The organism is Prauserella alba (genome assembly GCF_024171735.1).
Lineage (GTDB): Bacteria > Actinomycetota > Actinomycetes > Mycobacteriales > Pseudonocardiaceae > Prauserella > Prauserella alba.
Genome location: NZ_JAMTCH010000003.1, coordinates 1,317,673 through 1,335,847 on the forward strand (window position 1 = coordinate 1,317,673; position 18,175 = coordinate 1,335,847).

Sequence of the window (18,175 nt, forward strand, 5' to 3'; positions counted from 1 at the left end):
CCAGGGGCACTTTGGTCGCATTGAGTGCAACCAAAGTGCCCCTGGGGGCTTGTCGGTGTCAGCGGGCGCGGAAGTTCGGGGTGCGTTTCTCGGCGAAGGCGCGCGGGCCCTCCTTGGCGTCCTCGCTGGCGAACACGCCCACGCCGTACTGGGACTCCAGTGTGAAGGCCTCCTCCTCGTGCATCCCCTCGGTGTCACGCATCGTGCGCAGGATGGCTTGTACGGCAAGCGGACCGTTCGCGGCGATCGTGTCGGCGATCTCCAGCGCCGTGTCCAGGGCGTCGCCGTCGGGGACGACCCGCCCGATCAGTCCGATGTCGCGTGCCTCGGCGGCGGCGATGTGCCTGCCGGTCAGCAGGATCTCCGCGGCGACCGTGTAGGGGATCTGGCGCGGCAGCCGCACCGCCGACCCGCCGAGTGGGAACAGTCCCCAGCGCGCCTCGGAGACGCCGAACTTCGCGCTCTCGCCCGCGATCCGGATGTCGGTGCCCTGCAGGATCTCGGTGCCGCCCGCGATCGCGGGCCCTTCGACGGCGGCGATGAGCGGTTTGGTCAGCCTGCGGCCTTTGAGTAGACCGTCCATGCGGCTCGGGTCGAACGTGCCCTTGTCGAACGAGTCCGAGGGCCGGTTGCTGTTCATCGCCTTGAGGTCGGCGCCCGCACAGAACGTGCCGCCCGCACCGGTCAGCACGCAGCTGCGGATCTCGGCGTCCTCGTCGACCCGGTCCCATGCCTCGGTCATGATCGCGAGCATGTCGGCCGTGAGCGCGTTGCGCGCTTCCGGCCGGTTCAGCGTCACCACGAGGGTGTGCCCGCGTTGTTCCACCAGAGCGTGCGCCTCGGTCATGTGGGTCCTTTCGCCCGTCGGGGAGATGCGGTGCCGGTGCGTGCGGCCGCCGCGGGAGTGGCCGGGCCGGTGCGACGCCCGGCCGCGGGGTTCGCGGGGTCTGATCCCGCGGAACTTCACCATTGCCCGAAACAATAACATGTTCTAGTTTGTTCGTCGTGGCCTTCAACATCGCAGACCTGCTGGAGCACGCCGTCGACGTCGCGGGCGATCGCACCGCGGTCGTCTGTGGTGACCGGAGCCTGACCTACACCGAACTGGACGAGCGCGCCAACCGGCTCGCACACCACCTGGCGTCCATCGGGGTCGGCAAGGGTGATCACATCGGCGTGTACTCCCGAAACTCCCTGGAAATGATCGAGACGATGTTCGCGGCGTACAAGCTCCGCGCCATCGCGATCAACGTCAACTACCGTTACGTCGAGGCCGAGCTGAGCTACCTGCTCGACAACGGCGACGTCGTGGCGCTGATGTACGAGCGGCAGTACTCCGACCGTGTCGCAGCGGTCCTGCCCTCGCTGCCGAGACTGAAACACGTTTTCGTCATTGAGGACGGCACCGACGCCGAGGCCGTGGCCGGCGCGGTCCGGTACGAGGACGCGGTCGCAGGCGGCTCACCGGAGCGTGACTTCCCGCAGCGCAGCGGCGACGACCTCTACATCCTCTACACCGGCGGCACGACCGGCTATCCGAAGGGCGTCATGTGGCGCCACGAGGACGTCTTCCGGGCACTGGGCGGCGGTATCGACTTCATCACCGGCGAGTACGTGCCCGACGAGTGGGCCCTCGCCGAACAGGGCCGCGACGGTGCCATGGTTCGGCTGCCCGCGGCACCGCTGATCCACGGCGCGGCGCAGTGGGCGGCGTTCGGCGCGTTATTCGCGTGCGGCACGGTGGTGTTCGTGCCGCAGTTCGAGGCGGACGAGGTCTGGCGGGCGATCGAACGGCACCGGGTCAACGTGGTCACGATCGTCGGCGACGCCATGGGGCGCCCGCTGCTGGACGCCTACCGCGCCGGTTCGTACGACGCATCGTCGATCGTGGCCGTCTCCAGTCACGCGGCACTGTTCTCCCAGTCCGTGAAGCAGGAGTATCTCGCCGAGTTTCCGAACCTCGTGCTCACCGACGCGATCGGCTCCTCGGAGAGCGGGTTCACGGGCATCGGCATGATGGGCCGCGAGGACGATCACTCGGCGGGGCCTCGGGTCAACTTCGGCAAGGACGCCGTGTTGCTGGACGACGACGACACCGTCGTGGCCGCCGAGCCGGGCGCCGTCGGGCGGATCGCCAGGCGGGGGCACGTGCCGCTCGGCTACTACAAGGACCCCGCCAAGAGCGAGACGATCTTCGTCGAGGCCGGGGGAGCGCGCTACGTGGTGCCCGGCGACTACGCCCGCTACGAGGAGGACGGCACGGTCACGCTGCTCGGGCGCGGGTCGCAGTGCGTGAACACCGGCGGGGAGAAGGTGTTCCCCGAAGAGGTCGAAGGCGCGCTCAAATCGCATCCCGACGTGTTCGACGCGCTCGTGATCGGTGTGCCCGACGAGCGCATGGGCCAGCGCGTGGGCGCCGTCGTCGAATCGCGGCCGGGTGCGCAGCTGGACCTGGCCACGCTGGAGGAGCACGTGCGAGGCGCGGTCGCGGGATACAAGGTGCCGCGCAGCGTGTGGCTCGTGCCGCGGGTCGAACGGCTCCCCAGTGGCAAGCCCGACTACCAGTGGGCGCTGCGTCACGCCGAAGCCCACGCGCCCGACACCGAGAAATCGGCGGCCTGAGCCGGCGATCACGTCCCGGGCCGCCCGGCACCACGCGGTGCACCGTGGCCCGGCGCTGCGCCCCGTCCGGCCGGCAACCCCAGTCTAGGAGGATCTGCGATGCGCACGTCCCTGTGCGACACCCTCGGCATCGACGTGCCGATCATCGGCTTCACCCCGTCCGAACACGTCGCCGCGGCGATCAGCCGTGCCGGCGGGCTCGGCGTGCTCGGCTGCGTGCGGTTCAACGACGCCGACGAGCTCGACAAGGTGCTCGGGTGGATGGACGCCAACACCGACGGCAAGCCGTACGGAGTGGACGTCGTGATGCCCGCGAAGGTGCCCGACGAGGTCAAGGGCGTCGACCCCGAGACGCTGATCCCGGAGGAGCACCGGGAGTTCGTCGACCGCACGTTGGCGCAGCTGGGCGTGCCGGAACTGCCCGAAGGAGAAGGGCGCGACGGCGTGCTGGGCTGGCTGCACTCGGTGGCGCGCTCGCACGTCGAGGTGGCGCTCGAACATCCGATCGCGCTGATCGCCAACGCGCTCGGCTCGCCGCCGCCCGACGTGATCGCGCAGGCCCACGACGCGGGCGTGCCGGTGGCGGCGCTCGCAGGCAAGGCCGAGCACGCGGTGCGGCACGTCGACAACGGCGTGGACTTCGTCGTGGCACAGGGCCACGAGGCCGGCGGGCACACCGGCGAGATCGCTTCGATGGTGCTGTTGCCGGAGATCGTCGACGCCGTCGGCGACCGTGCCCCGGTCCTGGCTGCCGGCGGGATCGGCTCGGGCAGGCAGGCCGCGGCGGCGCTGGCGCTGGGCGCGGCGGGGGTGTGGACCGGTTCGATCTGGCTCGGCACCCGCGAGTACCTGGAGACGATGCCGTCCTCGGAGCCGATGCAGCAGGCGCTGCTGGCGGCGACCTCGGCCGACACCGTGCGGACGCGGATCTACACGGGCAAGCCGGCGCGGCTGCTGAAGACGCGCTGGACGGAGGCGTGGTCGCAGCCGGACGCTCCGCAGCCGCTGCCGATGCCGTTGCAGAACCTGCTCGTGGCACCCGCCCACAACCGCATCCACGCCTCGTCCGACCCGTCGGTCGTGTCCATGCCCGTCGGGCAGATCGTCGGCCGGATGAACGAGGTCCGCCCCGTCGCCGACGTCGTCGCCGACCTCACATCGGGCTTCTCCGGTGCCGTGCAGCGGCTCAACGGGATCGACGGCGCCTGAGCGTGTAGGCGAGCGCGCCCAGTGTCAGCACGACGAGTCCACTGAGGACCGATGTGGCCGGAAGGTTCGCGGCGAGCAGCAGGCAGCCTGCGAATCCGGCGACGGGAACGAGCCTGTAGCCGAGCGTGAACGCGCTCGCGTTGGCGATCGCGTAGTAGACGAGCACGGCCAGCGACGAGAATCCGATGGCCTCGCGCAGGTCGACGGTGGCCGCCAGCACCGCGACGACCACGCCGACCCCTACCTCCGCGCGGTGCGGTACACCGAACCGTGGATGCACCGCCGCGAGGCCGTGGGGCAGGTGATGGTCGCGCGCCATGGCCAGCACGGTCCGGGACACACCGAGTATCAGCGCCAGCAGCGCCCCCAGTGCAGCGAGCACGGCACCCACGCGGACGACGGGGACGAGTCCGCTCAGCCCGGTCGCGGCGACGGCGGCGGCCACCGGATCCTCGGCACTCGCGATCCCGGCGGGCCCCAGCGTCGCCAGCAGCGCGAGTGCGACGAGGGCGTAGACCGCGAGCACGAGCCCGAGCGCCCACGTCACGGCACGCGGGATCGTGCGCTCCGGGTCGCGGACCTCTTCGCCGAGCGTGGCGACCCGCGCGTACCCGGCGAACGCGAAGAACAGCAGCCCCGCCGCCTCCAGTACGCCCCACGGACCGGCACCGGCGGCCGGATCGAGCCCGCTCGCCTGCGGATCGCCCGCGGTGAGCGCGGCCACGACCGCCGTGGCCAGTGCCAGCAGGCTCACGGTCACCAGCACGGCGGCGGCGCGCGTGGACCGGTGCACCCCGCGGTAGTCCAGCGTCGTGATCGCCGCGACCACCGCCACGGCGAGCACGCCACGCCACGGCTGGCCGAGCCCGGGTGCGGCGTAGGCGACCACGGTCAGCGTCATCGCGGCGCAGCTGGCCGTCTTGCCGACGACGAAACCCCACCCGGCGAGGTACCCCCAGAACGGCCCGAGCCGCTCGCGGCCGTACACATACGTCCCACCCGATTCCGGGTAGCGCGCGGCGAGGCGGGCCGAGGACGTGGCATTGCAGTAGGCGACCGCGGCAGCCAGGAGCAACGCGACGGGCAACGCCCCGCCCGCGGCGGCCGCCGCCGGTGCGAACGCCGTGTACACGCCCGCGCCGACCATCGCGCTCAGGCCCACCACGACGGCCTGCGGGGTGCCCAGTCTGCGTGCGAGCCGATCCGCTGTCATCGGATGCAACCTACCGGGCTCCCGGTTACGTCCAGACGAACATGAGATGGAAACAGACGACCCTCGGCGTCCTCGCAGGCGTGCTCGTGTTGTCGGCGTGCGGTCAGCCGCCCGCCGAACAGGACGCGGGCGGCGGCCCTGCCGAGTCGGCGTCGGAGCAGTTCAAGAAACAGCCCGCCGAACACGAGGCCAAGAACGGCCCGGTGCCCGCGTCCCAGCTCAACGCGGGTGGGCTGCCGGACGGCTTTCCCCGGGAGGCCGAGGCCGCCGACACCTCGCTGACCATCACGGCTCAAGAAGGGGGCTGCGGCGAGGCCAGTGCCGAAGTGACCGGCCAGAGCACCGACACCGTGACCGTGCTGCTGGTCGAGACCGAGCCCGCCGGCAAGATGATGTGCACGATGGACATTCGCTATCCACCGGTGACCGTTGAGCTCGACCAGCCGTTGGGCGAGCGCACGCTTGTGCTCGAACACACGAAACGCAAGGAGTAGCTGAGTCTACCGGCGAGTAGGTTAGCGCTACCGTGGGCGTATGACACGACAGGTCAGCATCACCCGCACGATTCCCGCGAGCGCGCCGGAGATCTTCGCCCTGCTCACCGACCCGGAGAAACATGCGATCCTGGACGGGTCCGGCACCGTCCGAGGTGCCCGCGGCGGCAACCCGGAACGGCTCGAACTCGGATCCCGGTTCGCGATGGACATGAAACTGGGCGCGAAGTACCGCATCACGAACAAGGTCGTCGAGTTCGACCAGGACCGGCTCATCGCCTGGCGCCACTTCAACGGCCACCGGTGGCGATGGGAGCTGGCGCCGAACGACGACGGCACGACCGACGTCACCGAGACGTTCGACTGGGCACCGGCGCGAATCCCGATGCTGCTGGACCGGTCCCCGATCCCGCGCAAGAACGAGGCCGCCATCCGCAAGACCCTCGAACGTCTCGCGAGCCATTTCGGCGAACGGTGACGCTGCGGTGCCGGCCCGGCCGCATCGGGGCGCGGCCGGGCCGGCACCGGAAACCGGTCCGTGGCGGCCGGGTCAGCGGAACGAGATCTGCAGCACCGGCTCGGAGGTCTCGGCGAAGAAGTCGCCCCCCTTGTCGTCGATCACGATGAACGCGGGGAAGTCCTCCACCTCGATCTTCCAGACCGCCTCCATGCCGAGCTCGGCATACTCCAGTACCTCGACGCTGGTGATGCAGTCCTGGGCGAGCCGCGCGGCGGGGCCGCCGATCGAACCGAGGTAGAAGCCGCCCTGCTGCCGGCACGACTCGGTGACCTGCTTGGACCGGTTGCCCTTCGCCAGCATGACCATCGAACCGCCTGCGGCCTGGAACTGGCTGACGTAGGAGTCCATGCGCCCGGCCGTGGTCGGCCCGAACGATCCGGACGCGTAACCGTCCGGCGTCTTGGCCGGGCCCGCGTAGTACACCGGGTGGTCGCGCAGGTACTGCGGCATCTCCTCGCCGGCCTCGAGCCGCTCGGCGATCTTGGAGTGCGCGATGTCGCGCGCCACGACCAGCGGACCGGTCAGGCTCAGCCGGGTCTTGACCGGCAGCTGCGAGAGCTGCTCGCGGATCTCGTCCATCGGCCGGTTCAGATCCACGGGCACGACCTCGTCCGAGAGGTCCTCGTCGGTGACCTCCGGAAGGAAACGGGCCGGGTCGCGTTCCAGCTGCTCGATGAACACCCCGTCGGCCGTGATCTTGGCTTTGGCCTGCCGGTCCGCCGAACAGGACACCGCGATGCCCACCGGGCACGACGCGCCGTGCCGGGGCAGGCGGATGACGCGCACGTCGTGGCAGAAGTACTTGCCCCCGAACTGCGCGCCGATGCCGAACTGCCGCGTCATCTCCAGGACCTGCTCTTCGAGATCGGTGTCGCGGAAGCCGTGGCCGAGCGGCGACCCCTCCGTCGGCAGCGTGTCCAGGTCGCGGGCCGAGGCCAGCTTGGCGACCTTGAGGTTGTACTCGGCCGACATGCCGCCCACGACGATCGCGAGGTGATACGGCGGGCAGGCCGCGGTGCCGAGCCCGCGCAGCTTCTCGTCGAGGAACTTGGCGAGCCGCTTCGGGTTCAGGACGGCCTTCGTCTCCTGGTAGAGGAAGGTCTTGTTGGCGCTGCCACCGCCCTTGGCCATGAACAGGAACTCGTACGAGGGGTCGGTTCCGTCGGCGGGGTCGGTGCCGTCCTTGTGGTACAGCTCGATCTGGGCGGGCAGGTTCGTGCCGGTGTTGCGCTCCTCCCAGAAGTTCACCGGCGCCATCTGCGAGTACCGCAGGTTGAGGTCACGGTAGGCCTCGAAGATGCCGCGCGAGATCGCCTCCTCGTCGGCGCCGCCGGTGAGCACGCCCTCGGTGCGCTTGCCGATCGTGATCGCGGTGCCGGTGTCCTGGCACATCGGCAGCACGCCGCCCGCGGAGATCGCGGCGTTGCGCAGCAGGTCCATGGCGACGAACCGGTCGTTGCCGCTGGCCTCCGGGTCGTCGACGATGGAGCGCAGCTGCTGCAGGTGCGACGTGCGGAGCAGGTGCTGGATGTCGGTGATCGCGGTCCGCGCGAGCGTGGTCAGCGCCTCCTGCGACACCTCGAGGAACCTGCGCCCGGCCGCCTCGACGACCGACACACCGTCGGAGGTGACCAGCCGGTACTCGGTCTCGGTGTCCTGACCCTTGGGGAGAACGTCGGTGTACTCGAATGGGGGAGTGGAAGAGGTCACGGTAGCTGCTCGCCTCGCACGCAGTCGGTAAAAGGGCGGTTACTGACGAAACGAGCCGACAGTACAACGCCCGCCGCACCGGTCGGGCCGGCCGGGCGCGGCAGGCGATCCAGATCACGCGGGTGGGGCCCTCCCGCAACGCCCGGTCGGGGCCGTTCCTGGCGGCCGGCGGGCACCTGGCTCAGCGCGGCAGGAGAGCGAGGACACGAACGGCGCTCGGGGACAGGCGAGCGGAGTCGCAGTGGCCGCAGGCCTGTGGCCGGCGAGGGGAGCAGTGGGCGGTGGCGCACGGCTCGACCGTGGCGGGGCGCGGGCCGGACATGGTGAAGGCCGGGTCCCACCCCGAGGGACCCGGCCTTCGACAGGCAGGCGGCACGCTCCGTGGAACGCATGCCGCGTTGCCCTAACCCCACTAGGTAGACGTCCGGTCGGCCGAAAGGTTGCGCGATTTCGGCAGGCGAATTGTTCGTACCAGTCGTGATCTGGGTTACAGGCAGGCGGCCGGCGTTCCGGGGGAGCTCAGCTGGCGTAGGCGCGGAGCTTGTCGGCCCGCTCACCCTGGCGCAGCTTGGCCATGACCTCGCGTTCGATCTGCCGCACCCGCTCGCGGGAGAGGCCGAAGTGGCGGCCGATCTGGTCGAGGGTGCGGGGCTGGCCGTCGTCGAGGCCGTAGCGCATGCGGATGACGTTCTGCTCCCGGTCGTCGAGCGTGCCCAGGACCCGCCGCATGTCGTCGTGCAGCAGTCCCGAGATGACGCTCGTCTCGGCGTCGGCCGCCTCGGCGTCCTCGACGAAGTCGCCGAGCGGGGCGTCCTCCTCGTTGCCGACCGGCATGTCCAGGCTCACCGGGTCCCGCGCGTGGTCCAGCAGCGTGGAGACCTTGTCCACCGAGATGCCCGACTCGGCGGCCAGCTCCTCGTTGGTGGCCTCGCGGCCGTGCTTCTGATGCAGGTCCCGCTTGATGCGGGCGAGCTTGTTGACCTGTTCGACGAGGTGGACCGGCAGCCGGATGGTGCGGCCCTGGTCGGCCATTCCGCGGGTGATCGCCTGGCGGATCCACCACGTGGCGTAGGTGGAGAACTTGAAGCCCTTCGCGTAGTCGAACTTCTCGACCGCGCGGATCAGCCCGAGGTTGCCCTCCTGGATGAGGTCGAGCAGCGGCATGCCACGGCCGGTGTAGCGCTTGGCCAGCGACACGACCAGCCGCAGGTTCGCCTGCAGCAGATGGTTCTTCGCGCGGCGGCCGTCGCGGGCGACCAGGCGCAGTTCCCACGCGCGCTCGTCGGCCAGGTCGTCGGCGGTGTCCAGCAGATGCTGGGCGTACACGCCTGCCTCGATGCGCTTGGCCAGGCCGACCTCTTCGGCCGCGCTGAGCAGCGCGGTCTTGCCGATGCCGTTCAGGTACACGCGGACGAGGTCGGCCGCGGGGCCCTGGGCGTCGAGATCCTCCAGTTGCAGCACGGCGCGCGCCGCCGGCTCGGCGGGCTCCGGAATCTCGGCGGGCTCCGGTATCGACGCCACCGCGGTCGCCGTGCCCGTGGCGTCGGCGTCGACGGCGGCCGGTTCGACCGCACCGACCGTGGGCACCGGGACGTCGGCCGCGGTGTCGCGGTCGCGGATGTCCCGGGCCTCGCGTTCGAGAGTCTGGACGGTCATTCTGCCTCCCCGGATGGCGGGCTCACGTGCGGTGCGATGCGGCGGGCGCCCGCCGCCTGTGTGTTGCCGCGCGGCGTTCCCCAGAACAGTCGATCAAGCCTGCGGAACCGTTACGCACCGGCCGGCTTCGTGGCCGGTTACCTCGAACAACGTCGATCCACGCGAAATCGTTCCCGGGTTTTTCCCGCGCTGTGCAACGCCTCACGTTCACGTTTCGGCACCCGCCCTGCGGGGTCGGGGCCCGCCGGGCCTCAGACGTCGACGAGCACCGTGAACGGGCCGTCGCCCACGCTGTGGACCTGCATCGTCGCGCCGAACCGGCCGGTTTCCACACGGGCGCCGCGCTGCCGCAAGGCGGCGACGACCGCGTCCACCAACGGTTCCGCCTGTTCGGGCCGGGCCGCCGCCGTCCACGATGGACGGCGGCCTTTCCGGGTGTCGCCGTACAGGGTGAATTGGCTGACGACGAGGAGCGGCGCATCGGCCGTGGCGCACGACTCCTCGTCACGCAGCAGTCGCATTTCGTGCAGTTTCCGCGCCATTGTGTCGGCTTTGTCCGACGTATCGTCGATGTGAATTCCGAGTAATACCAACAACCCCGGCTCGGGGATCGCGCCGACGACCTCGCCGCCGACGGTCACGGCCGCCTCCGTGACTCTCGTCACGACAGCTTTCACCGCGACGTCTCCCGTGCCGACGCCGGGCCCGACTCGGGGAACCCGCCCGCCGGTTCGAGCATCCCGTGCCGGACGAGCTCGCGCACCAGCGCGGTCGCGGTGTCCCGTAGCTGCGCGACGTCCTCGCCGTGGGCGGCGGCCAGCAGTTCCAGGAGATCCTCGAGCGGCAGCATGCCACGACATCCGCCGAGCAGCGCCGCCGCGAGTTCGTCGACCTCGTGCTGCCAGCCGGGGCCGTCGAGCCGGTGCAGCCGGCGGATCGAGGTCTCCCACCCCTCGTCCGACGGCGCGTCGATCCGTTCCAGTACGACACTGTCCGGCACCCGGAACGGGGTCGCCAGCAGTGCCATGTCGTCGCGGGGACGCAGCCATTCCACGCGGTCCAGCCACGCGGCCGCCTCGGTCCCCAGCGGGTCGTCGTAGGCCTGTCGCAGGTCCTCGCACACGATCGTCGGCTCGCCTGCGGTCTTGCGGAGCGTGACGAACCCGAATCCGATGCCCCGCACGTCGTGGGCGGCGAACCAGTCGAGCCACGCCTCGGCCTTCGCCAGGCCCTCCGGCGATCTCGGATCGATACCCTCGTCGCGCAGCCACGTGCCGACGTACAGTGCCGGATCCGCCACGTCGCGTTGCACGAACCACGCGTCGGTGCCGTGCGGGAGCCACCGGGTCACCCGGTCCGACCAGTCCTCGTCCCCGACGTACAGCCAGGACGCGAGCAGCTGCCCCACGCCGCCGTCATTCAGCAGCGACGGCAGCTGCCGGACGACCAGGGCGCTCGCGTCGTCACCGCCGAGGCCGGCGTCGCGGTAGGTGTAGTCGACACGCGGCGGTCCCACGACGAACGGCGGGTTGCACACGATCTGGTCGAACCGGCGGCGCGCCACCGGTGTGAACCACTCGCCCTGCACGAGTTCGACGTCGAGCTCGTTGAGCAGGAACGTCGCACGCGCCAGCGCCAGTGCCCGCGCGGACACGTCCGTGGCGGTGATGTGCTCGGCGTGCCTGCTGGCGTGCAGAGCTTGCACCCCGTTGCCGGTTCCGAGGTCGAGCAGCGACCCGACCGGCCTGCGGCTCGTCGCCCGCACCAGGCTCAGCGAGGCGTGCCCGACCCCGAGCACGTGTTCGCGGTCGACCGGACGGCCCAGCTGATCGGAGTCCAGATCGGCGATCACCCACCACGATCCCTCGTCGTCGCTGTGCGGCCGGATGTCCAGGCCCGCGCGGAATCCGTCGCCGTCCGGCCGCAGGATCTCCGCGGCGACCGCGTCCTCGACGGTCAGCGGAGCCAGCGCGGCGGCCACGGCGTCGGCGGGCTCGCGGCGGCCGAGCAGTAGCAACCGGACGAGGGTGCCGAGTTCGCCGGCCTCGGCGCTCGCCTGCAACGCAGGGAGCGGCTCACCGCGGCCGAGTGCGGCATGCGCCGCCGCGCCCAACGCCGCGGTGACGCCGTCGGCGTCGTACCGGGATCGGAGCAGCGCCTCACGCAGGCGCGCGCACACGTCGGGGGTGAGTGAGGGAACGGTCTCGGAGGATTCGGCACTGTTCACGGTGTGTCATCGTCGCACGGCTGCCCGGCACGAGCCCGTGCGTGGTCGACCGCCGGACCGGTGGGTACACCCGCCGTCGCCGGTGATGGCGCCGCCGCCCCGCCTGTCGCGGGCCGGGCCGCGGTGGGAGCATGGAGCGGTGGAGGTGAGGCCGGTGGAGGAACGCGACAGGTCCGGCGATCCGGTCCTGATCACCGAGGCGGCGCCCTCCTACGACGACGAGCTCGCTGCCCGCAAACGCAAGTACGTCCTCACCATGGGGATGCGTTTCCCGTGCCTGGTGCTGGCCGGTGTCTTCTATCAGACGTGGTGGCTCGCGCTGGCGCTGCTCGTGCTGTCGATCCCGCTGCCGTGGATCGCCGTCCTCATCGCCAACGACCGGCCACCCCGCAAGAGCGAAGAGGTGAACCGTTACCAGCGCGAGCACCGTGCGCTCGAAGCCACCGCGCACCAGGTGATCGACGTCGCCAGCCCGCCGGGGTCCACCGAGTCGGGGGATTCCGCCTCGGGCGCCTCCGCATCGGGAACGTCGGCCTCCGGAACTGCCGGGCCGGGAAAGTCCACGACGTCGGCAAGGTCCACAGCGTCGCAGTCGCGTGCCGCCGACGGCACCGCGTCCGGCGAGTAGCGATCCGGCGACCGCGGCGCGGCTGTCCCGGTCCGGCGTGTCCGGCCGCCCCGGCCGGACCTGCACGTTAGGCCGGTAACGAGCCCGGCACGGGCTGGGCGCCCACCTGGCTGACGACCTGGGCACCCAACCGCACCCCCGCGGTCAGGCAGTCAGGTATCGGCTCGCCGCGCAGGCGGGCGGTGAGCAGGCCGGCGTTGAACGCGTCCCCGGCGCCCGTGCTGTCGACACACGGCACGGGTTGCGCGGGCACGGTGCGCATCCCCTCGCCGTCGACCCAGGCGGCGCCGTCGAGCCCGGTGGTGACGGCGACGGCTCCCACGTGCCCGAGCAGTTCGTGTGCCGCCACCGGATCGCCGGACCCGGTGAGCGCGGCCAGCTCGGCGGCGTTGGGCAGCAGCAGGTCGACGCCGCGCACATCGGCGAGGAACCGGCCCGGGTCGGTGATGAGCGCTGCCGCCTGCGGATCCACCGACGTCGGCACCCCGGCCGTCCGTGCGGCTTCGAGCGCCGCCAGGCCCGCGGGCCGGGACGACGGATCCAGCAGCACGTACCCGGACAGGTGCAGGTGGTCGGCGCCTTCGAGCGCCGCAGGTCCCACCGCGGCGACGTCGGCGGGACCGAAACGCTTGTTGGCGCCCCGGTCGGGCAGCATCGTGCGCTGCCCGTCGGGGTCGACGAGCACGACGACACAGCACGTCGCGGCGTCGGCGTCCACGGCGAACGCGCACGTGACGCCCGCCGCCTCCAGCTCCGTGCGCAGCAGCCGGCCACCGGGGTCGTCACCGACGCGGGCGAGCAGCACCGGATCCGCGCCGGCCGCGCGCAGCCACAGGGCGGTGTTGGCGCCGGCCCCGCCGCCGGTCAGTCCCACACGTGCCCTGGTGTCGCCGCCGTGGACCAGCGGGCCCTCGTGCCGGGCCACGACGTCCAGGCCGGCGTCGCCGACCACGACGATCCTCATCGGGCGAGCTCCACGGCCACGCGGGAGGCGAGTTCGGCGTTGGCGACGACCAGTTCCTCGTTGGCGTCCAGGCTGGCACCGCCGGAAGCGGTGTGGAAGTGCTCCAGCAGGACCGGCGTGACGTCGGCGCCGCTCACCGCCGTCTCGCCGACCTTCGCCAGGCCCTCGGCGAGCAACCGGTCGTGCAGCTCGCGGTCCATCTCCGCCTCGGCCGGGATCGGATTGGCCAGCACCATGCCCGAGGAGGAGAACGCGCGATGCGCGGTCATCGCCCCGGCGACCTGGCCGGGGCCGTCGACCCGGTGCGGCACCGGCAGCCCCGAGGAACGCAGGTAGAAGGCGGGGAACTCGTCGACGCCGTAGCCGAGCACGGGGATCGAGCCGGTCTCCAGGACCTCCAAGGTCGCGGGGATGTCGAGGATGGACTTCATGCCGGAGCACACCACGAGGATCGGCGTGCGGCCGAGCACGGCGAGGTCGGCGGAGACGTCCCAGGTCGTCGTCTCGCCCGGCGGGGGCAGGTGGACGCCCCCGAGGCCGCCGGTGGCGAACACGCCGATGCCCGCGGCGTGGGCCAGCACGGACGTGCTGGCCACCGTCGTCGCGCCGGAGCGGCCCGAGGCCATGGCGGGACCGAGGTCGCGGGCGGAGAGCTTGTCGAGGTCCTCGTCCGGTGAGCACACGCGTTCGAGCTGCGCGGTCGTCAGCCCCACCTGCGGGGTCCCGTCGAGGACCGCGATCGTGGCGGGCACGGCGCCCGCGCGGCGGACCGTGTCCTCGAGGCGGGCCGCGACCTCCAGGTTCCGGCCGGCAGGCAGCCCGTGCGAGAGGATCGTGCTCTCGAGCGCGACCACGGCGGCGCCGGCGTCGAGCGCCGCGGCGACCTCGGCCGACGGCGTCACGGGTGCGGTGGCGACGGGGTCGGCGGCGTGGCGGGGAGCGGCGGGGTGGGCAGTACTGGTCACAGCGGGCAATCCTGGCCCATAGGCATCCACTCGTGTGGCCGTGGGTGGCAAACTGGTGAACATGAGCACTGCAACGCTGCCTGATGTCGACACCCGCCCCGAGGGCACCGAGAGCACCGACGACGACGCCCCCGAGGTGTTCCACTACGTGCAGAAGAACAAGATCGCCGAGAGCGCGGTCATGGGCACGCACGTGGTGGCGCTCTGCGGCGAGGTCTTCCCGGTCACCAAGTCCGCCAAGCCGGGTTCGCCGGTGTGCCCCGACTGCAAGAAGGTCTTCGAAGGCCTGCCACCCGGCGGCGGCGACGACGAGTGACCCGGCCGGTCGTGCGGCCGTGGCGGAACTGAGCCGGCCTGCCGGCCCGCTCCGGTCCGCCACGGCCGCCCCGTCACGCGTCGGCCGCCCGGTCGCCTGCCCGCCGCTCGCCGTCCCGCGGAGCCGTGTCCGGCGGGGCGCTGTCCGACCGAGCGGGAGCGCTGTCCGGCGGGGCGCTGTCCGACCGAGCGGGAGCGCTGTCCGGCGGGGCGCTGTCCGACCGAGCGGAGTCAGCTGGAGCGCTGTCCGATGGAGCCCGGTCTGATGGAGCGCTGTCCGGTGTCCCTTCCCGGACGGTGTCGTCCTGCGTGGCGCGGTTCTGCGTGGACTCGTCCCGGGGCCCGCTTCCGGGGGCCTCGGACCGGGGTTCGTGTCGCCGGGGCCTGCGGAGCGGCAGGGTGGTGCGGCTGGACAGGGGCCGGCTCTCGTCGGCCTTGATCCGTTCCGCGGCCCGTTCCCGTTCGAGTCGCTGCCAGGCACGTCGCTGTCTGCGGGTCGGCTTGGCGGGCCAGAGCTCCTGGATGGCGCTGTTGAAATAGGCCCCCGCAACGATGGCCAGGCCGATGAAGAACGCGAACAGCAGGAACGCGATCGGGGTGGCGAGGGCGCCGTAGGTGTAGCCGGTCGTCGTGATCCACCCGATGTAGAGGCGCAGGCCCACGCTGGAGAGCAGGAAGATCACCATCGCGAGCACGGCGCCGGGCAGCCCGCGGTGCCAGGGGAGTTTGCGCGGCAGTGAGAGCTTGTACAGCGTCGCCAGTGCGAGCACGAGCGCCACCCCGGCCGTCGGGTAGTACAGCGTGCCGACCCACGCCGACACGGTCGGTCTCCAGTCCGGAGGGAAGAAGTCGGGCAGCAGGTCCGGCCCGATCGCGATGATCGGCAGGCCGACGATGAGCAACGCCAGGCTCGCCATGTACAGCAGCAGCGCGAAGATCCGCTGCCACACCTCGTTGCGCACCCCGTACTGGTCGTGGGCGACCGTGATGGCGTCGACGAACGAGGACATCGCCGACGATCCCGCCCATAGCGAGATCAGGAAACCGACGGAGACGATCTCACCTTTGCCCGTGGTCAGGATGTCGTCGACCGTCGGTTCGATGATCCGCTGGACCACGCTCTCGCTGAAGATCGTGTCGGCGAACCCGATGATGTTGTCGTGGACCCTGGTCACGACCTGCTGGCCGAACCAGTCGCCGAGGTAGCCGAGGCTGCCGAGCAGTCCCAGCAGCAACGGCGGGAGGGACAGGGTCTGCCAGAAGGCGGCCTCGGCGGCCTCCGAGAAGATGTTGCCTTCCCACGCCTTGTTCATCGTGCGGCCGAGCAGGCGCAGTGGGCGGGTGCGGCGTCGCGGTTGCTCCCGGTCACCCGAAGGGGCGCCCTCCGGCGGGCCCGCAGGGCGCCCTTCGGAGCCGGCGTCGCCGCCGCCCGCGGGTGCGGACGCGTCGTCGCCGGTGGGCCGGCCGGTGTTCTGGTCGTTCATGACGGTCCCAGCATGGTCCATCGGCGCCGAATCGGCGCGTTCGCCCGTGCGATCGGCCTCGGCGTGTCGCGGGGAAACGCCTCGCGGGGCGACCCGGCGGGCCCGGCCGTGAGCCGATCCCGTCGGACGGTCCGGGTACTCTCTCCGATGCGCCCTCACCACGACGGCCGCCAGCGGAGCCGGCCAGCGCGGGAGGGTTTTGCTGTGCGGGCCCGCGGTGGGTGGCCGCGAGCACGTCACCGGCGCGCGGCCGGTGTTGTCGGTCCTGGTGGGAAAGGGGAGTGCATCGGCTGTGTCGGCGACGTCGGACCAGAGGTCGGCTCACGCGCACCGTGAGGAGCGCGCCGTGTCCGCACCGGAGCCCGACAGCGATGCGACGGCCCGGCCCCTGCGCGCGTGGCAGCGGCGGGCGCTGACGAAGTACCTCACGCAGCGGCCCAAGGATTTCCTCGCCGTGGCGACGCCGGGTGCCGGTAAGACGGTGTTCGGGCTGCGGGTGGCGGCCGAGCTGCTGGCCGATCGGACGATCGAGGCGATCACGATCGTCACCCCGACCGAGCACCTCAAACACCAGTGGGCCGCGTCCGCGGCGGCCGCGGGCATCGCGATCGATTCGAACTTCCGCAACACCACGGGTGTCACGTCCTCGGACTACCAGGGTGTGGCGGTCACGTATGCGCAGATCGCCGCCCATCCGAACCTGCACCGTGTCCGCACGGAGAACCGCAAGACGCTGGTGATCCTCGACGAGATCCACCACGCGGGTGATGCCAAGTCGTGGGGGGAGGCCGTCGAGGAGGCGTGCACGCCCGCGGTCCGCAGACTGGCGCTGACCGGTACGCCGTTCCGCAGTGACGACTCGCCCATCCCGTTCGTCACCTACGAACCCGACGCGGACGGAGCCCTCCGCAGCAAGGCCGACAGCAGCTACAACTACGCCGACGCGCTCGCCGACGGCGTCGTGCGGCCGGTCGTGTTCCTGGCCTACTCCGGGGAGGCGTCGTGGCGCACCAGTGCGGGCGACGAGTTCACCGCGCGGCTGGGGGAACCGCTGACGGCGGAGCAGACCGCGCGGGCCTGGCGCACGGCCCTCGACCCGGGTGGGGAATGGGTGCCGTCGGTGCTGCAGGCCGCCGACACGCGGCTGTCCCAGCTGCGGGCCAACGGGATTCCGGACGCCGGCGGGCTCGTGATCGCCAGCGACCAGGACTCCGCACGCGCCTACGCGAAGATTCTGCAGCGCATCGCGGGGGAACAGCCGGTGGTGGTGCTCTCCGACGATCCGAAGGCGACTCGGCGAATCGGCGAGTTCGCCGAGTCGACGGAACGGTGGCTGGTCGCCGTGCGGATGGTGTCCGAGGGCGTGGACGTGCCGCGGCTGGCGGTCGGGGTCTACGCCACGAGCGCCTCGACGCCGCTGTTCTTCGCGCAGGCCATCGGCCGTTTCGTGCGTGCCCGAAAGCCGGGGGAGACGGCGAGTATCTTCCTGCCGAGCGTGCCGGTGCTGCTCGAACTGGCCAGCCAGCTGGAGGCCGAACGCGACCACGTGCTCGGCAAACCGCACCGGGAGTCCGACGGCTGGGACGACGAGCTGCTGCTCGCGGCCAACCGCACCGAGGACGAGCCCGGTGAGGAGGAGAAGGCGTTCACCTCCCTGGGCGCTTCGGCCGAGCTCGACCAGGTGATCTACGACGGCGACTCGTTCGGTACCGCCGTGTTCTCCGGCAGCGAGGAGGAGCAGGAGTACCTGGGCCTGCCGGGCCTGCTCGAGCCCGATCAGGTGCGGGCACTGCTGCGCAAGCGGCAGGAGGAACAGCTCGCCGACGAGCAGCGGCGGAAGCCGAAACAGCCCGAGTCCGCACCCGAACCCCCGGCGCGCCCGCAGGCGGTCGGGGAGCGGATCCACTCGCTGCGCAAGGAGCTGAACACGCTCGTCGGTGTGTACCACCACCGGACGAAGAAGCCGCACGGTGCGATCCACAACGAGCTGCGCCGGATCTGCGGCGGCCCGCCGACGGCGATGGCGACCGTCGAGCAGCTCGAGGAGCGCATCGCGACCCTGCGCTCGTGGTGACCGCCGTACCGGGACGCCGGACCGGAGACAGGGCGTGGACCAGAGGTAGGACGTGGGACCGGAGATAGGGCGTCCCCGGGGCGAGCGTGGCCCG

The 18,175-nt window shown here is 71.4% G+C and carries 16 protein-coding genes; 7 read left to right on the forward strand and 9 right to left on the reverse strand.

Going from position 1 to position 18,175, the window contains the following annotated elements; all coding sequences use genetic code 11:
* Positions 1–58: 58 nt before the first annotated feature.
* Positions 59–847 carry a crotonase/enoyl-CoA hydratase family protein gene (locus tag LY12_RS05985; RefSeq protein ID WP_253853807.1) on the reverse strand — a complete coding sequence of 263 codons (789 nt, stop codon included), beginning with the start codon at positions 845–847 and terminating at the stop codon, positions 59–61.
* A gap of 158 nt (positions 848–1,005) precedes the next feature.
* Here LY12_RS05985 and LY12_RS05990 point away from each other — a divergent pair, with 158 nt between their 5' ends.
* Positions 1,006–2,622: an acyl-CoA synthetase gene (locus LY12_RS05990; RefSeq protein WP_253853810.1), complete on the forward strand. Its 1,617-nt coding sequence runs from the start codon at positions 1,006–1,008 to the stop codon at positions 2,620–2,622.
* Between the two features lie 99 nt (positions 2,623–2,721).
* Positions 2,722–3,831 carry an NAD(P)H-dependent flavin oxidoreductase gene (locus LY12_RS05995; RefSeq protein ID WP_253853812.1) on the forward strand — a complete coding sequence of 370 codons (1,110 nt, stop codon included), beginning with the start codon at positions 2,722–2,724 and terminating at the stop codon, positions 3,829–3,831.
* Here the strand turns inward: LY12_RS05995 and LY12_RS06000 are convergent.
* On the reverse strand, positions 3,809–5,044 hold the full coding sequence (locus LY12_RS06000; RefSeq protein WP_253853814.1) for an APC family permease: 1,236 nt from the start codon (positions 5,042–5,044) through the stop codon (positions 3,809–3,811). The two genes, LY12_RS05995 and LY12_RS06000, sit on opposite strands and share 23 nt — an antisense overlap.
* Positions 5,045–5,085: 41 nt before the next feature.
* On the opposite strand from LY12_RS06000, the gene LY12_RS06005 reads away from it, so the two are divergent.
* On the forward strand, positions 5,086–5,538 hold the full coding sequence (locus LY12_RS06005; protein ID WP_253853816.1) for a hypothetical protein: 453 nt from the start codon (positions 5,086–5,088) through the stop codon (positions 5,536–5,538).
* 40 nt (positions 5,539–5,578) lie between these two features.
* Entirely contained in the window at positions 5,579–6,016 is a 438-nt protein-coding gene (locus LY12_RS06010; protein WP_253853818.1) for an SRPBCC family protein, read from the forward strand.
* A gap of 72 nt (positions 6,017–6,088) precedes the next feature.
* On the opposite strand, the gene LY12_RS06015 is transcribed toward LY12_RS06010, so the two are convergent.
* The 4 genes from LY12_RS06015 to LY12_RS06030 all read right to left on the reverse strand — a co-directional run bounded on the left by LY12_RS06015 (position 6,089) and on the right by LY12_RS06030 (position 11,651).
* On the reverse strand, positions 6,089–7,768 hold the full coding sequence (locus LY12_RS06015; protein ID WP_253853820.1) for a fumarate hydratase: 1,680 nt from the start codon (positions 7,766–7,768) through the stop codon (positions 6,089–6,091).
* A gap of 519 nt (positions 7,769–8,287) precedes the next feature.
* Complete coding sequence (locus tag LY12_RS06020) at positions 8,288–9,424, reverse strand: sigma-70 family RNA polymerase sigma factor (protein WP_253853822.1); 1,137 nt, start codon at positions 9,422–9,424, stop codon at positions 8,288–8,290.
* A gap of 251 nt (positions 9,425–9,675) precedes the next feature.
* Entirely contained in the window at positions 9,676–10,101 is a 426-nt protein-coding gene (gene dtd / locus LY12_RS06025) for a D-aminoacyl-tRNA deacylase (RefSeq protein WP_253853823.1), read from the reverse strand.
* On the reverse strand, positions 10,098–11,651 hold the full coding sequence (locus tag LY12_RS06030; RefSeq protein WP_253853824.1) for a DUF7782 domain-containing protein: 1,554 nt from the start codon (positions 11,649–11,651) through the stop codon (positions 10,098–10,100). Before LY12_RS06030 ends, dtd begins: the two co-directional genes overlap by 4 nt.
* A 154-nt stretch (positions 11,652–11,805) precedes the next feature.
* On the opposite strand from LY12_RS06030, the gene LY12_RS06035 reads away from it, so the two are divergent.
* A complete protein-coding gene (locus LY12_RS06035) occupies positions 11,806–12,279 on the forward strand; it encodes a DUF3099 domain-containing protein (protein ID WP_372493453.1) in 474 nt (157 codons plus the stop codon).
* Between the two features lie 67 nt (positions 12,280–12,346).
* Here the strand turns inward: LY12_RS06035 and LY12_RS06040 are convergent, their stop codons facing one another.
* Positions 12,347–13,243 carry a carbohydrate kinase family protein gene (locus tag LY12_RS06040; RefSeq protein WP_253853825.1) on the reverse strand — a complete coding sequence of 299 codons (897 nt, stop codon included), beginning with the start codon at positions 13,241–13,243 and terminating at the stop codon, positions 12,347–12,349.
* Entirely contained in the window at positions 13,240–14,208 is a 969-nt protein-coding gene (locus LY12_RS06045; protein WP_372493454.1) for a pseudouridine-5'-phosphate glycosidase, read from the reverse strand. The genes LY12_RS06040 and LY12_RS06045 overlap by 4 nt, the downstream gene beginning before the upstream one ends.
* Positions 14,209–14,269: 61 nt before the next feature.
* Here LY12_RS06045 and LY12_RS06050 point away from each other — a divergent pair, with 61 nt between their 5' ends.
* Positions 14,270–14,524 (forward strand): DUF3039 domain-containing protein, encoded by a 255-nt coding sequence (locus LY12_RS06050; RefSeq protein ID WP_253853826.1) that lies wholly within the window; start codon positions 14,270–14,272, stop codon positions 14,522–14,524.
* 73 nt (positions 14,525–14,597) lie between these two features.
* Here LY12_RS06050 and LY12_RS06055 read toward each other — a convergent pair whose 3' ends face one another.
* The gene (locus LY12_RS06055; RefSeq protein ID WP_253853827.1) at positions 14,598–16,007 is read right to left on the reverse strand and encodes a YihY/virulence factor BrkB family protein; all 1,410 of its coding nucleotides are present in this window, start codon (positions 16,005–16,007) and stop codon (positions 14,598–14,600) included.
* Positions 16,008–16,353: 346 nt separating this feature from the next.
* Between LY12_RS06055 and LY12_RS06060 the strand changes: the two genes are divergently transcribed.
* Positions 16,354–18,081, forward strand: coding sequence for a DEAD/DEAH box helicase (locus tag LY12_RS06060; RefSeq protein ID WP_253853828.1), 1,728 nt, complete (start codon positions 16,354–16,356; stop codon positions 18,079–18,081).
* Positions 18,082–18,175: the final 94 nt, after the last annotated feature.

Bases quoted from the DNA above. Each gene is read 5' to 3' on its own strand.
- LY12_RS05985 (WP_253853807.1), bottom strand. From the start codon at position 847: ATGACCGAGGCGCACGCTCTGGTGGAACAACGCGGGCACACCCTCGTG.
- LY12_RS05995 (WP_253853812.1), top strand. From the start codon at position 2,722: ATGCGCACGTCCCTGTGCGACACCCTCGGCATCGACGTGCCGATCATC.
- LY12_RS06000 (WP_253853814.1), bottom strand. From the start codon at position 5,044: ATGACAGCGGATCGGCTCGCACGCAGACTGGGCACCCCGCAGGCCGTC.
- LY12_RS06005 (WP_253853816.1), top strand. From the start codon at position 5,086: ATGAGATGGAAACAGACGACCCTCGGCGTCCTCGCAGGCGTGCTCGTG.
- LY12_RS06010 (WP_253853818.1), top strand. From the start codon at position 5,579: ATGACACGACAGGTCAGCATCACCCGCACGATTCCCGCGAGCGCGCCG.
- LY12_RS06020 (WP_253853822.1), bottom strand. From the start codon at position 9,424: ATGACCGTCCAGACTCTCGAACGCGAGGCCCGGGACATCCGCGACCGC.
- LY12_RS06040 (WP_253853825.1), bottom strand. From the start codon at position 13,243: ATGAGGATCGTCGTGGTCGGCGACGCCGGCCTGGACGTCGTGGCCCGG.
- LY12_RS06050 (WP_253853826.1), top strand. From the start codon at position 14,270: ATGAGCACTGCAACGCTGCCTGATGTCGACACCCGCCCCGAGGGCACC.
- LY12_RS06055 (WP_253853827.1), bottom strand. From the start codon at position 16,007: ATGAACGACCAGAACACCGGCCGGCCCACCGGCGACGACGCGTCCGCA.